This is a genomic window from Shewanella algicola, from assembly GCF_014648035.1.
Lineage (GTDB): Bacteria > Pseudomonadota > Gammaproteobacteria > Enterobacterales > Shewanellaceae > Shewanella > Shewanella algicola.
Genome location: NZ_BMQI01000044.1, coordinates 1 through 13950, shown reverse-complemented (window position 1 = coordinate 13950; position 13950 = coordinate 1). Strand labels below are relative to the sequence as shown.

General features: G+C 44.5%; 11 protein-coding genes. 10 read left to right on the top strand and 1 reads right to left on the bottom strand.

Features of this window, described 5'->3' with window-relative positions:
- Nucleotides 1–8 precede the first annotated feature (8 nt).
- The 8 genes from murD to lpxC all read left to right on the top strand — a co-directional run bounded on the left by murD (nucleotide 9) and on the right by lpxC (nucleotide 9545).
- Nucleotides 9–1331 (top strand): UDP-N-acetylmuramoyl-L-alanine--D-glutamate ligase, encoded by a 1323-nt coding sequence (murD, locus tag IEY42_RS16685; protein ID WP_188926403.1) that lies wholly within the window; start codon nucleotides 9–11, stop codon nucleotides 1329–1331.
- Nucleotides 1321–2532: a cell division protein FtsW gene (gene ftsW, locus IEY42_RS16680; protein ID WP_188926401.1), complete on the top strand. Its 1212-nt coding sequence runs from the start codon at nucleotides 1321–1323 to the stop codon at nucleotides 2530–2532. The genes murD and ftsW overlap by 11 nt, the downstream gene beginning before the upstream one ends.
- The gene (murG, locus tag IEY42_RS16675; protein ID WP_188926400.1) at nucleotides 2532–3635 is read left to right on the top strand and encodes an undecaprenyldiphospho-muramoylpentapeptide beta-N-acetylglucosaminyltransferase; all 1104 of its coding nucleotides are present in this window, start codon (nucleotides 2532–2534) and stop codon (nucleotides 3633–3635) included. Before ftsW ends, murG begins: the two co-directional genes overlap by 1 nt.
- Nucleotide 3636: 1 nt before the next feature.
- Complete coding sequence (murC, locus tag IEY42_RS16670; RefSeq protein ID WP_188926398.1) at nucleotides 3637–5103, top strand: UDP-N-acetylmuramate--L-alanine ligase; 1467 nt, start codon at nucleotides 3637–3639, stop codon at nucleotides 5101–5103.
- 112 nt (nucleotides 5104–5215) lie between these two features.
- Nucleotides 5216–5986 carry a cell division protein FtsQ/DivIB gene (locus IEY42_RS16665; protein ID WP_188926396.1) on the top strand — a complete coding sequence of 257 codons (771 nt, stop codon included), beginning with the start codon at nucleotides 5216–5218 and terminating at the stop codon, nucleotides 5984–5986.
- Nucleotides 5983–7218: a cell division protein FtsA gene (gene ftsA / locus IEY42_RS16660; protein WP_101088499.1), complete on the top strand. Its 1236-nt coding sequence runs from the start codon at nucleotides 5983–5985 to the stop codon at nucleotides 7216–7218. The genes IEY42_RS16665 and ftsA overlap by 4 nt, the downstream gene beginning before the upstream one ends.
- A gap of 26 nt (nucleotides 7219–7244) precedes the next feature.
- The gene (gene ftsZ / locus IEY42_RS16655) at nucleotides 7245–8414 is read left to right on the top strand and encodes a cell division protein FtsZ (RefSeq protein WP_188926394.1); all 1170 of its coding nucleotides are present in this window, start codon (nucleotides 7245–7247) and stop codon (nucleotides 8412–8414) included.
- A gap of 210 nt (nucleotides 8415–8624) precedes the next feature.
- Nucleotides 8625–9545, top strand: coding sequence for a UDP-3-O-acyl-N-acetylglucosamine deacetylase (gene lpxC / locus IEY42_RS16650; RefSeq protein WP_188926392.1), 921 nt, complete (start codon nucleotides 8625–8627; stop codon nucleotides 9543–9545).
- Between the two features lie 3 nt (nucleotides 9546–9548).
- On the opposite strand, the gene IEY42_RS16645 is transcribed toward lpxC, so the two are convergent.
- Nucleotides 9549–10001 carry a DUF721 domain-containing protein gene (locus IEY42_RS16645; RefSeq protein WP_188919454.1) on the bottom strand — a complete coding sequence of 151 codons (453 nt, stop codon included), beginning with the start codon at nucleotides 9999–10001 and terminating at the stop codon, nucleotides 9549–9551.
- Between the two features lie 27 nt (nucleotides 10002–10028).
- Between IEY42_RS16645 and IEY42_RS16640 the strand changes: the two genes are divergently transcribed.
- Both IEY42_RS16640 and secA read left to right on the top strand, forming a co-directional pair.
- Nucleotides 10029–10928, top strand: a complete 900-nt coding sequence (locus IEY42_RS16640) for a M23 family metallopeptidase (protein ID WP_188926389.1) — start codon at nucleotides 10029–10031, stop codon at nucleotides 10926–10928.
- 58 nt (nucleotides 10929–10986) lie between these two features.
- Nucleotides 10987–13710, top strand: coding sequence for a preprotein translocase subunit SecA (secA, locus tag IEY42_RS16635; RefSeq protein WP_188926387.1), 2724 nt, complete (start codon nucleotides 10987–10989; stop codon nucleotides 13708–13710).
- Nucleotides 13711–13950 lie beyond the last annotated feature (240 nt).

The window sequence follows — 13950 nt, the reverse complement described above, 5'->3', positions numbered from 1 at the left end:
TAGATATTATGCAAACTCGTTACACGCACATCGTTTTAGGGTTGGGGGCTACAGGGCTTTCAGTCGTGCGTTTTTTAGCAACTAAAGGCATTAAACCTTTGGTCATGGACAGCCGTCGTAACCCTCCGGGAGCTGAAACGCTGGCCAAAGAGTTTGCTGATATTGAATTAATTGCCGGTGGCTTTGATTGCCGATATTTAGTTCAAGCGAGCCAGATTATTATTAGCCCAGGTGTACCTGTTGATACACCAGAAGTGCGCGCAGCACTCGATATGGGGATTGAGGTCATTGGCGACGTGGAGTTATTTGCCCGTGAAATTGCCGACCGCAAACCTTGTGTTGTAGGTATTACCGGCTCTAATGGTAAATCAACCGTGACAACGCTAGTGTACGAAATGCTGAAAAAAGCCGATATCTCTGTGGCCATTGGCGGCAATATTGGTACGCCAGCACTGGACTTATTAAGCCAAGGCACTGAATTTTTTGTTCTTGAGCTATCGAGTTTTCAACTTGAAACCACGCACTCGTTAAATTGTATTGCGGCGACCTGTCTAAACATTAGTGAAGACCATATGGATCGTTACAGTGATTTAAATTCGTACCGTGAAGCTAAATTACGCTTGTATCCACAAAGCCGTTTTGTGATGTATAACCTTGATGATGAGCTCACCTATCCGCTGGAGCCAATGAACCAAAATCACTTTTGTTTAGGTGTTCCAAAAGGTGATGCATGGGGCTTAAGTGACGGCAAAATTTTCCACGGTGATAGTGAAATTGTTAACTTAAATGAAGTCACGCTTATTGGTAGCCATAACCACGCGAACTTACTCGCGGCAATGGCGTTAGCCTATGCCTGTGGCGTAGAGAAAGAGTCAATGGTTGAAGTGGCCACCCATTTTGTAGGCTTAAGCCATCGTTGTGAACTTGTTGGTGTAAAGCAAGGTGTAACGTATATCAATGACTCTAAAGCGACCAATGTAGGCGCAACAGTGGCGGCATTAGAAGGGCTTAATTCGCATCTCGGTGACTTGTATTTAATTGCCGGCGGTGATGGTAAAGGCGGTGATTTTAGTCCGCTTGCAGCGCCACTTGAGAATATCACTAAGCTAATAACCCTAGGGCGTGATGGTCCTAAAATTGCCAAGTTAAAAGAGAGCTCTTTAACGGTTAGCAACATGGCCGAGGCGGTGGCAAAAGCGGCAGAGCTTGCATCGTCAGGAGACATTGTATTGTTGTCGCCTGCTTGCGCCAGTTTAGATATGTATAAAAACTTTATGGCTCGTGGTGATGACTTTAAGCAATGTGTGGAGTCGTTAGCTGATGGCGAGTAACGAGCAGCTTAGCTTGTTTAGGCAAGGCATAAAGTGGGCGTTACCGTCATTGTTGTCTGATGACAGTGCCCCAGGAATGCAGTTGTATGATCGTAGTTTTTTAGTCGCCATTGTTGGGTTGATGTGTTTTGGGTTTGTGATGGTGATGTCGGCGTCAATGCCAGAGGCCACCAAGTTAACCGGCGACCCGTTTCACTTTATGTATCGCCATATATTTTATTTGATTGGCTGTATCGCGATAGCGTTTGTGGTGCTGAAGTTTGATGTCAGTTACTGGGAAAAAAACAGCGGAATGCTAATGCTCGGGGTACTGGTTTTACTGATTGCAGTGTTGTTTATTGGTACCTCGGTTAATGGGGCAAAACGTTGGTTGTCAGTTGGCCCAATACGTATCCAAGTAGCTGAAATGGCCAAGTTTATATTTATTGTGTACATGGCTGGGTATCTGGTTCGGCGCCATGGTGAGCTACGCGAAAACCGTAAGGGCTTTATTAAACCCATTTGTGTATACGGTTTGTTTGCATTACTGATTTTATTGCAGCCTGACTTAGGTACCGTGGTGGTGTTGTTTGTGTGTACCGTAAGTTTATTGTTTTTGGCTGGCGCTAGAATTATCGACTTTATGGCACTGATTCTACTTGGCGTAGTGACTTTTGTGCTGCTGGTATTGTTTGAGCCTTACCGTATGCGACGAGTCACCTCGTTTATGGACCCATGGGAAGACCCATTTGGTAGTGGTTATCAGCTAACTCAATCGTTAATGGCGTATGGCCGTGGTGATTGGTTTGGCCAAGGTTTAGGCAACAGTATTCAGAAGTTAGCTTATTTGCCAGAAGCGCATACTGACTTTATTTTTGCGGTTATCGGTGAAGAGCTCGGTTTTGTTGGCATCATTATGGTGTTACTTGCATTGTTTTTTGTGGCGATTCGAGCCATTAGGCTAGGCAATTTGTGTTTAAAAATGCAACGCCCATTTGAAAGTTATGTGGCATACGGTGTGGGTATTTGGGTGTGCTTCCAAACTGTGGTTAACGTGGGGGCGAGTATCGGGATGTTGCCGACTAAAGGGCTAACATTACCGTTTATTAGTTATGGTGGCAGTAGTTTATGGGTCATGACCGCCGCAGTAATGCTACTAGTGAGAATTGATTACGAGCGCCGGCTGAGTTTAGTGCAAGCTGTTCAAGGGAGAACAAGTTAATGAATAGCAATGTAAGTCGTTCTCCACGTATTTTGGTGATGGCTGGCGGTACTGGCGGGCATGTGTTTCCTGCTTTGGCCGTGGCAAAACATTTAGCAGAAAAAGGCTGGCAGGTACGTTGGTTGGGAACAGCCGATCGTATGGAAGCGCGTTTAGTGCCTCAGCATGGCTTTGATATTGAGTTTATCGACATTAAAGGCGTTCGTGGTAATGGGTTAATCCGTAAATTAGCGGCGCCATTTAAGATTATTCGTTCGATTATTCAGGCCAAAGCGGTGATCAATGATTTTAAGCCGAATGTCATTTTAGGTATGGGCGGCTTTGCCAGCGGGCCAGGTGGTGTAGCGGGTAAGTTATCTGGGGTGCCAGTGGTATTGCATGAGCAAAATGCTATCCCTGGAATGACCAACAAATTGTTGTCTAAAATCGCCAAAAAAGTGTTGTGTGCATTTCCTAATACCTTTGGCAGTGATGTCGCTAATGTAGAGGTGGTGGGAAACCCTATTCGCCAAGAACTTATCGCATTAGGCGATCAAACCAAAACAGCCCAGGTCGATGCGTTAAGAATATTAGTGGTAGGTGGCAGTTTAGGTGCCAAAGTACTTAATGATGTGATGCCAGCCGTTGTCGCTCATTTAAGTAAACATCATTCGATTACTGTGTGGCATCAGGTGGGTAAAAACAATCACACTGCTGTTAAAGCCAGTTATCAGCAATTAGGCCAATTAGACACGGTTAATGTCGCTGAATTTATTGATGATATGGAAGCGGCTTACCGTTGGACAGATGTCGTAGTTTGCCGTTCAGGCGCGTTAACCGTATCTGAACTTGCAGCGGTTGGGCTTCCGAGTATTTTGGTGCCATACCCACATGCTGTCGATGACCATCAAACCGTCAATGCGTCGGTATTGGTTGACGCTGGCGCAGGCTTTTTATTGCCACAAACGATTTTAAATGCAGACAACCTTGCAGAGAAATTACAGTTGTTTGCTGAAAATAGACAAGAACTAGCCCAAATGGGCCGTAAAGCCAGAGGCGTTGCAGTGTTAGATGCCACTCAACGAGTTGCAGATATTTGCGCCTCAGTAGCAACAAAGGGTTGAAATGACTAAGACAGAAAGATACGCACAGCTTCGTAGCATGATCCCAGAAATGAGACGGATCAAGCGCATACATTTTGTTGGCATCGGTGGTGCTGGCATGGGTGGTATTGCCGAAGTATTAGTTAACGAAGGCTATCAAATTAGCGGTTCTGACATTGCGGTAAACAGTGTAACAGAACGTCTGCAGCGTTTTGGCGCCAAGATTATTATTGGCCATCAGGCACAGAGCGTCGAAAATGTTGATGTTGTGGTGGTATCGACTGCGATTAACCCGCAAAACCCTGAAATTATTGCCGCCAAAGAGTTACGTATCCCGATTGTTCGCCGTGCTGAAATGCTGGCGGAGCTGATGCGTTATCGTCATGGGGTTGCTATTGCGGGTACTCACGGTAAAACCACAACCACCAGTTTAATAGCCAGTGTGTATGGTCAGGCAGAGCGCGATCCAACCTTTGTGATTGGTGGACTGCTCAACAGCGCAGGCACTAATGCTCGGTTAGGCACAAGCCGTTATTTGATTGCTGAAGCGGATGAAAGCGATGCAAGCTTTTTACACTTGCAGCCTATGGTGAGTGTAGTAACCAATATCGAAGCCGATCATATGGATACCTATGGTGGTGACTTTGAAAAGTTAAAAACCACCTTTGTCGACTTTTTACATAACTTACCGTTTTATGGCGTCGCCGTGATGTGTATTGACGATGAAGTGATCCGCGAGATCATGCCGCGCATTGGCCGCCAAGTCGTAACGTATGGTTTTAGTAACGATGCCGATGTACAAGCGATTAACTTTGCTCAAAACGGTCATCAGTCAAGTTTTACCGTTAAACGTCATGCAAAAGATGATTTAGACATTGTGCTTAATCTACCCGGGCAACATAACGTACTCAATGCGTTAGCGGCGATAGCGGTTGCAAGTGAAGACGACATTGACGATGAGGCGATTGTACAAGCGTTAGCAGAGTTTGAAGGCATTGGCCGTCGATTCCAGCACCTAGGTGAATTTGCGACTCCTAATGGTAATGTCATGTTGGTCGACGACTATGGTCATCATCCAAGTGAAGTGCTGGCAACGATTAAAGCGGCGCGTGCTGGTTGGCCAGATAAACGCCTCGTTATGGCGTATCAACCGCATCGTTATAGCCGTACACGTGATTTATATGAAGACTTTGTCGATGTGTTATCGCAAGTCGATAGCTTGTTGCTACTTGATGTTTATGCAGCCGGTGAAGCGCCGATCCCTGGTGCCGATGGACGAGCTTTATGTCGCTCAATTCGTTTGCGTGGACAGGTAGACCCCATTTTTGTGGCTAGCCCAGATCAGCTGGCTGCCGTGTTACCCGATGTATTGCAACAAGGGGACTTATTTTTAACCCAAGGTGCAGGCAATATCGGGGCATTATCGAAAGAGTTAGCCATCAGCGAACTAGGCTTTAAAGTGCAGAAAGAAGAACAAGGAAATGATTGATTTATCGTCAATTGTTGCGTTTAAAAATCGAGCTTTAATCCGTAAGGGTTGGTCGATATAATGGCCGATCTTTTGGGGCTAACTCCGGAACAACGTCAGAGGCGGAACTAAGGTGTCGTGGAGCGATAAAGGGCGCCAACTAAAACATAACCTAGCTCGTGTAAATTGGTATTTTTGCACTGGCGTACTGTTTTTGTTGAGTGTGCTCGGCACAATTGCTTGGGGTGGTTTTCAGCTTCATAACCTGCTCAATGACGCAGACGCCCTGCCTATTGAGGCGGTAGCGCTTAAAGGTGAGCGGATTTACACCACCGATGACGAGATTAAAAATGCGCTGCAATCGTTAATGCAAAACAGCTTTTTTAACGCAGATGTTGTCGATATACAAAAAGCATTAGAGGCATTGCCGTGGGTTTATCATGCTTCAGTAAGACGCGAGTGGCCAGCAAAATTTAAAGTCACACTGCAAGAACAGCAAGCCGTAGCACATTGGAATAATACGGCTTGGTTAAATGTAAATGGTGAAGTATTTGAAGCGCTAGCTCATGCACAGCATGCGACTTTGCCCATGTTATCTGGCCCAGAAGGGACAGAGCAAGAAGTATTAACCAGTTTTCAGCAGTTAAATGATTTGCTCACAATTAATGGTTTTACCTTAGTTAATTTGCGCTTAAGTCCACGTCACGCTTGGCATGCTGTGTTAGCTAACGGGATTGAGATTGAACTAGGGCGAGAAGATAAAATGTCACGGATACAACGATTTATTAATGTGTATCCTACTTTGAAGCAAAGTAATAAACCAGTTGCAACCGTTGATTTACGATACGATACCGGGTTTGCAGTAGGCTGGGATGATCCAAAACAGAGAGCCGACAATAAATGACCAAGAATCAGGAAAGAAACCTCATCGTGGGGCTAGATATAGGGACATCCAAGGTCGCAGTGATCATTGGTGAAGTATTACCTGATGGTGAGATTAGTGTCATTGGTTTAGGTAACCATCCTTCACGCGGAATGGACAAAGGCGGTGTTAATGATCTTGACTCGATTGTACGCAGTGTACAGCGCGCATTAGATCAAGCCGAGCTAATGGCAGATTGCCAAGTATCGTCAGTGTACTTGAGTATTTCGGGTAAGCACATTGCTTGCCAAAACGAAAATGGCATGGTGTCAATTAATGACGAAGAAGTCACACAAGAAGACGTCGACAATGTTATTCACACGGCACGTTCGGTAAAAATACCAACAGAGCGCCGTATTTTACATGTGTTACCGCAGGAATACTCAATCGACGTGCAAGATGGCATTAAAAGCCCAATCGGTATGTCGGGCATGCGCATGGAAGCCAAAGCACACATCGTGACCTGTGCAAACGACATGGCAAAGAACATCACTAAAAGTGTTGAACGTTGTGGTTTAAAAGTCGACGACTTAGTGTTTTCTGGAATTGCGTCGGCAGACTCTGTATTGACCAATGACGAGAAAGATTTAGGCGTATGTATTGTCGATATTGGTGGTGGAACAACCGATATTGCTGTATATACCAACGGCGCATTACGTCACTGTGCGGTTATCCCAGTCGCGGGCAACCAAGTCACCAGCGACATCGCCAAAATATTCAGAACACCGTTAACACATGCTGAGCAAATTAAAGTGCAATTTGCCAGCGCAAGAAGTTCAACGGTGAGCCGCGAAGACAGCATTGAAGTTCCGTCAGTGGGCGGTCGTCCTTCGCGCAGTATGTCCAGACATACATTGGCGGAAGTAGTCGAGCCAAGATACCAAGAATTGTTTGAGCTTGTGCTCAAGCAGCTGCAAGACAGTGGGTTAGAAGACCAAATTGCAGCAGGCATAGTGCTCACCGGAGGTACGTCCTCAATATCAGGTGCAGTTGACATTGCCGAGGCAACATTTGGTATGCCAGTTCGTGTGGCATCACCATTGCCTGTAAAAGGGTTATACGAATATGTGGATCAACCTATTTACTCAACAGGAATAGGCTTGCTTCATTATGGCGCAAGGCGAGTTATCGAACGTCAGTTTGAGCGACCTGAGCGTCAAGGGGTTACCAGCTTTTTGAATCGGGTCAAAAGTTGGTTTAAAGGTGAATTTTAATAACGCAGACATACGGAGATCAGACAATGTTTGAGATCATGGACACTCATTCAGACGAAGCGGTGATTAAGGTCATCGGCGTCGGTGGTGGTGGCGGAAACGCCGTCGAACATATGGTAAAACACAGCATCGAAGGTGTTGAATTTATCGTCACAAATACAGATGCCCAGGCATTACGCAAATCAAGCGCGGGTTCAACAATCCAGCTGGGTCGTGATGTCACTAAAGGGCTTGGCGCAGGCGCAAACCCAGATGTGGGTCGCCAAGCAGCTGAAGAAGATCGCGAAAACATCCGCGCAGCGATTAAAGGATCTGACATGATCTTTATCGCAGCCGGTATGGGTGGTGGTACCGGTACTGGTGCTGCCCCTGTTGTTGCAGAAATTGCACGCGAAGAAGGCATCTTAACTGTTGCAGTTGTAACTAAGCCGTTCCCATTTGAAGGCAAAAAGCGTATGGCATATGCTGAGCTAGGGATTGCAGAGTTAGCTAAACATGTGGATTCGTTAATTACGATCCCAAATGAAAAGCTGCTTAAAGTACTTGGCCGTGGCACATCATTACTTGATGCTTTTGCTGCAGCTAACAACGTACTGCTTGGTGCGGTTCAAGGTATTGCAGAGCTGATTACTCGTCCTGGCTTAATTAACGTCGATTTCGCCGACGTGAAAACCGTGATGTCAGAAATGGGTAATGCCATGATGGGTACCGGTGTTGCTACTGGTGACGACCGTGCAGAAGAAGCCGCAGAAGCAGCTGTTGCCAGTCCATTACTTGAAGATATTGATTTAGCTGGTGCGCGTGGCGTGTTAGTTAACATCACTGCCGGTATGGATATCAGTATCGAAGAGCTTGAAACTGTGGGTAACCATGTTAAAGCTTACGCATCAGATAATGCGACAGTGGTTGTTGGTGCGGTAATTGACCCAGAAATGAGCGAAGAGTTACGCGTAACGGTTGTTGCAACCGGTATTGGCGCAGAGAAAAAACCAGACATTCAATTGGTTTCTAAGCCAGTTGCACGTCCAGAACCCGTTGCCATTGAGCCTCGCCCAGAGCCAGTTGAAGAGGTTTCACCTCAAACTAGCTATACCGCAGCGCCAAAAGGAAACGCAGTTCCACAGCCACAACCAACTCAACGTCCAGATGCTGACTATCTTGATATTCCAGCATTCTTGCGTAAGCAGGCTGACTAAAACTCGGATAAAACGTGATGTTTTGCGTGATTAATGAGTACGCTGTTGTGAAAAAGATTATTTTGTAGGTCGGTTCACGATTTTGCTACTGAGTTAGTGATTTTTTTGTGAAAATCCAAACTTATGATAGCATGTCATACCAGATCTGCATGATAGTCTTGGGCTGTTTTTGCAACTATTTGTTTAATATTGATATTTACGGGTTACTGAATGATTTTTCAAAGAACTGTTCAAAAAATGGTGAAGAGCACTGGAGTCGGATTGCATTCTGGCAATAAAGTGACTCTATGCATTATGCCCGCACCAGTAAATACAGGGATTGTACTAAAACGTACCGATCTTAGCCCCGCTGTGTCTATTCCAGCCAAGGCGGATATGGTGCGCGAAACCACCATGTGTACAGCCTTAGTCAATGATGCTGGTATTAGAATTTCAACAATTGAGCATTTGTTTGCAGCACTTGCCGGCTTAGGTATCGATAATGCCATTATCGAAGTCGATGCACCAGAAATCCCGATTATGGATGGCAGTGCAAGCCCGTTTGTGTTCTTACTGCAAAGTGCAGGGATTAAAGAGCAAGCGGCACCGAAAAAATACCTTAAAATCACTAAGCCTGTGCGTGTTGAAGATGGTGACAAATGGGCAGAGCTAAAACCGTTTAAAGGCTTTAGAGTTAATTTTAAAATTGACTTTGCTCACCCTGAAATTGCCCGTAGTCAACAACACATGATTATGGATTTTTCGACTTCAGCGTTTGTAAAAGACATTAGTCGTGCCAGAACATTTGGTTTTATGCGTGATATTGAATACCTACGTGCAAATAACCTTGCACTAGGTGGCAGCATGGAAAATGCCGTTGTACTTGACGAATATCGTGTATTAAACCCTGATGGTCTGCGTTATGAAGACGAATTCGTTAAGCATAAAATTCTCGACGCATTTGGTGACTTGTACGTTGCAGGTCATGCCATTGTTGGCGAGTTTACGGCATACAAAACCGGTCACGCACTTAACAACCAACTTGTGAGAGCGTTACTTGCCCAGCAAGATGCATGGGAACTTGTTAGCTTTGACAAAGAGGCTGATGTTCCCGTCAGCTTCATGGTTCCGGGTGCGCTGGCGCACGCTTAACCGTTAAGATTGCCTATTACGGCTGGCTAATGCAGCCAGCCGTTTTAGTTTTTCACCTAGCGTACCATCGACATGCTCCGCTAATGCTTCAATATGTTGTGCCGCAGTTGAACTAATTGCATTTTGATTAGTTGTGGGTTTTGGTCTCGCTAAGGCAAGCCCAGGATTGACTTTTACCTCAATAGCGGTAAGCATCGGAAGCGTGTCAACTTGAAGCTGTAGTAATAGCTTCTGCTTTTGGAAATTAATTCTCGCAGCCCATGCTGCTGAAGTGGTTTCAATTACAAGAACACCCTGGCGGAGATTGGCAACTTTAAGCTGCTCGGCCACAGGACCAGTTAATGTCTGTTTTACATATTGATTCAGACTATTTAATAGTTCTGCTTTCTCGGCAAGTTCAGGTAGTCGCCCTGACAAATGAACTAAATTGCTGAGATCTTGAGGGGGCTTTTTCATATGATAATAAGATGGCTGAATTAGGCTATGAGTGTAACAGTTTTTATCCAAGGTCGAAATGGTGTAACACGTTGGCAACCCAGCAAGCGTTGGTTACTCTTACCTATTATTCTAATGGCCACAGGCACAGGAATATATCAATACAACACAGAGCGATTTGCCAGCCAACAGGCTAAAGTTGACGAAAACAAACAACTGCGTCAACAGCAAAAGCAACAAGTGTTAGAACTCAAAAATGCCACCGAAACCCAACTGGCAACTCTTGTTGCTCATGTGGCGAAAATGCAAGCCAAAATTACCCGACTTGAAGCCCTAGGCCAACAAGTTGCGCAAAACAATCTTCTTGATGATCAATTCGACTTCTCAGCAGAAGTAGGCATCGGTGGCTTAAGCGAAATAGGTAATGGCGTCGAATTAGGTCAGCTTATGGATGAAATGAATAAGCTGGCATTCAGAATTGATAATAATAATGTTCAGCTATCACTACTTGAAACAGTGGCATCTAATCTCCATATAGATGAAGAGCGTTATATATCAGGGCGACCAATCAAGAAAGGTTGGTTATCTTCGCCCTATGGTTTACGAAATGACCCTTTTAATGGCCGCCGAACAATGCATAAAGGTATTGATTTCGCCGGTAAAGAAGGGGCAGATGTTATTGCGACTGCAGCAGGCGTAGTAACATGGTCAGGAAGCATGTTTGGATATGGTGAGTTAGTCGAAATTGATCATGGAAATGGTCTTCGCACTCGTTATGGTCATAATAAATCTCTGTCAGTAAACGTAGGTGACGTCGTTGCCAAAGGCGATAAAATTGCCTGTATGGGAAGCACAGGCCGGTCAACGGGCCCCCATGTGCATTACGAAGTGTTGCGCGGTAAACAGCGAATCGATCCACAAAAGTACGTCTACCGCAAAGCAAGTTAATAATATTAACGGTTAATGCGCTCAAATGAGCCAAACCTACAACAGATAAGTGATTAAGATGTTAGGCAAACTACTGACAAAAGTATTCGGAAGTCGCAACGACCGTACCCTGAAAAGTCTCGGAAAAATTGTAAACCAAATTAATGCATTAGAAGCGGATTATGAAAAGTTATCTAATGACGAATTGAAAGCTAAAACTGAAGAGTTTCGTAAGCGCCTTGACGGCGGTGAAACTCTTGATGACATCATGGCAGAAGCCTTTGCTGTAGTTCGTGAAGCATCAAAGCGTGTATTTGAAATGCGTCACTTCGACGTTCAGCTGCTTGGTGGTATGGTTTTAGACAGTAACCGTATTGCTGAAATGAGAACCGGTGAAGGTAAAACCTTAACGGCAACATTACCAGCATACCTTAACGGTTTAACAGGTAAGGGTGTACACATCATTACCGTCAACGACTACTTAGCCCGTCGTGATGCCGAAAACAACCGCCCATTATTTGAGTTCTTAGGTCTAACGGTAGGTATTAACGTAGCCGGACTAGGTCAGTTTGAAAAGAAAGAAGCTTACAATTCAGATATTACTTATGGTACTAACAACGAATTTGGCTTTGATTATCTACGCGATAACATGGCTTTTTCACCGCAAGAACGTGTACAACGTCCACTGCACTACGCACTGATTGACGAAGTCGATTCAATCTTAATCGATGAAGCACGTACACCATTAATTATTTCTGGCGCAGCTGAAGATAGCTCTGAGCTTTACACTAAAATTAACTTGTTAATCCCAAGCTTAATTCGTCAAGATAAAGAAGACACCGAAGACGAAATTGGTGATGGCGACTACAGCATCGATGAGAAAGGTAAACAGGTTCATCTAACTGAACGTGGTCAAGAAAAAGTCGAATTATTGCTAATTGAAAAAGGCATGCTTGCCGAAGGCGATTCACTGTATTCGGCAACTAACATTTCGTTACTGCACCATGTTAATGCTGCATTACGTGCGCACACCTTATTTGAAAAAGATGTCGACTATATTGTACAAGACGATGAAGTCATCATTGTTGATGAACACACAGGTCGTACAATGCCTGGTCGTCGTTGGTCAGAAGGATTACACCAAGCCGTAGAAGCGAAAGAAGGTGTTAAAATTCAAAATGAGAACCAAACACTAGCGTCTATTACTTTCCAGAACTACTTCCGTCAGTATGAAAAGCTAGCGGGTATGACTGGTACTGCAGATACCGAAGCATTCGAATTTCAACACATCTACGGTTTAGATACGGTAGTACTTCCAACAAACCGCCCAATGGTGCGTAATGATATGGCTGACTTAGTCTATCTGACCGCAGCTGAGAAATATGCCGCCATTATTAAAGATATCGAAAGTTGTCGCGAACGCGGTCAGCCGGTATTGGTTGGTACTGTGTCAATTGAGCAATCAGAATTGCTTAATGGATTATTGAAAAAGGCTAAAATTCCACATAGCGTACTGAATGCTAAATTCCATGAAAAAGAAGCAGAGATTGTTGCCCAAGCCGGTAGCCTAGGTGCAGTAACCATTGCAACTAACATGGCTGGTCGTGGTACAGATATCGTATTAGGCGGTAACTGGAACATGGAAATCGAAGCGTTAGCCAATCCTACGGCTGAGCAAAAAGCTAAAATTAAAGCTGATTGGAAAATCCGTCATGATGAAGTACTTGCCGCCGGTGGTTTACACATCCTTGGCACAGAGCGTCACGAATCTCGCCGTATCGATAATCAGTTACGTGGTCGTGCTGGTCGTCAAGGTGATGCGGGTTCATCACGTTTCTACTTATCTATGGAAGATAGCTTAATGCGTATCTTCGCATCAGACCGTGTATCGGGCATGATGAAAAAGCTGGGTATGGAAGAAGGCGAAGCGATTGAACATCCATGGGTGTCGCGCGCTATCGAAAATGCTCAACGTAAAGTTGAAGCACGTAACTTCGATATTCGTAAACAACTTCTAGAATATGACGACGTGGCAAATGACCAACGTCAAGTAGTCTACGCTCAACGCAACGAATTAATGGATGCAGAAAGTATTGAAGACACCATTAAAAACATTGAGCAAGATGTTATAGCTGGTGTTATCGATCAATATATTCCTCCACAATCATTAGAAGAGTTGTGGGATGTTCCAGGTTTAGAGCAACGTTTATCAAATGAATTTAATCTTAAACTCACCATTCAAGAATGGTTAGATAAAGAAGAAGACCTTCACGAAGAAACATTGCGTGAGCGTATTGTTAATACTTGGACACAAGCCTACCAAACCAAAGAGCAAATGGTTGGCGCACAAGTGCTACGCCAATTTGAGAAAGCAGTCATGCTTCAAACGCTTGACGGCCTATGGAAAGAACATCTTGCGGCGATGGATCATTTACGCCAAGGTATCCACCTACGTGGTTACGCGCAAAAGAATCCAAAGCAAGAATATAAACGTGAGTCATTTGAGTTATTCCAACAAATGTTAGAGACATTAAAAAATGATGTCATTAGCGTATTGTCGAAAGTGCAAGTACAAGCACAATCAGATGTCGACGAAATGGAACAGCGCCGTCGTGAGGAAGAAGCTAAGATTGAACATGCTTATCAACACGCAGCTGCTGAATCACTCACAGGTGGATCAGAAGAGTCAGCACCAGAAGCACCAAAAACAGTTGTTCGTGATGGTGAAAAGGTTGGTCGTAATGATCCATGCCCATGTGGTTCAGGTCTAAAGTACAAACAATGTCACGGTAAACTCAGTTAATTTATCAAATTCATTGTGAATAAAGGCAGCGTATACACGCTGCCTTTATTGTTTCTAGCGTCTAAAAAATACCAACAAAATAAAGCCTTTGTGGATAACTTTGGGGGTAAATAGTGTGTATCGTGTAGTTAAGTGCTAAAAGGCATAAAAGATCGTAAAAAGATCATTTTTTTGCACAAAAGCGCTTGCACTAAATCTTAAGCTGCCTATAATGCGCATCCACTGACACGGCAGACAGCG

Excerpts from the sequence above, each read along its gene's own strand:
- lpxC (WP_188926392.1), top strand. The coding sequence starts at position 8,625 with ATGATTTTTCAAAGAACTGTTCAAAAAATGGTGAAGAGCACTGGAGTC.
- ftsW (WP_188926401.1), top strand. The coding sequence starts at position 1,321 with ATGGCGAGTAACGAGCAGCTTAGCTTGTTTAGGCAAGGCATAAAGTGG.
- ftsZ (WP_188926394.1), top strand. The coding sequence starts at position 7,245 with ATGTTTGAGATCATGGACACTCATTCAGACGAAGCGGTGATTAAGGTC.
- IEY42_RS16645 (WP_188919454.1), bottom strand. The coding sequence starts at position 10,001 with ATGAAAAAGCCCCCTCAAGATCTCAGCAATTTAGTTCATTTGTCAGGG.
- secA (WP_188926387.1), top strand. The coding sequence starts at position 10,987 with ATGTTAGGCAAACTACTGACAAAAGTATTCGGAAGTCGCAACGACCGT.
- ftsA (WP_101088499.1), top strand. The coding sequence starts at position 5,983 with ATGACCAAGAATCAGGAAAGAAACCTCATCGTGGGGCTAGATATAGGG.
- IEY42_RS16640 (WP_188926389.1), top strand. The coding sequence starts at position 10,029 with ATGAGTGTAACAGTTTTTATCCAAGGTCGAAATGGTGTAACACGTTGG.
- murC (WP_188926398.1), top strand. The coding sequence starts at position 3,637 with ATGACTAAGACAGAAAGATACGCACAGCTTCGTAGCATGATCCCAGAA.
- murD (WP_188926403.1), top strand. The coding sequence starts at position 9 with ATGCAAACTCGTTACACGCACATCGTTTTAGGGTTGGGGGCTACAGGG.
- murG (WP_188926400.1), top strand. The coding sequence starts at position 2,532 with ATGAATAGCAATGTAAGTCGTTCTCCACGTATTTTGGTGATGGCTGGC.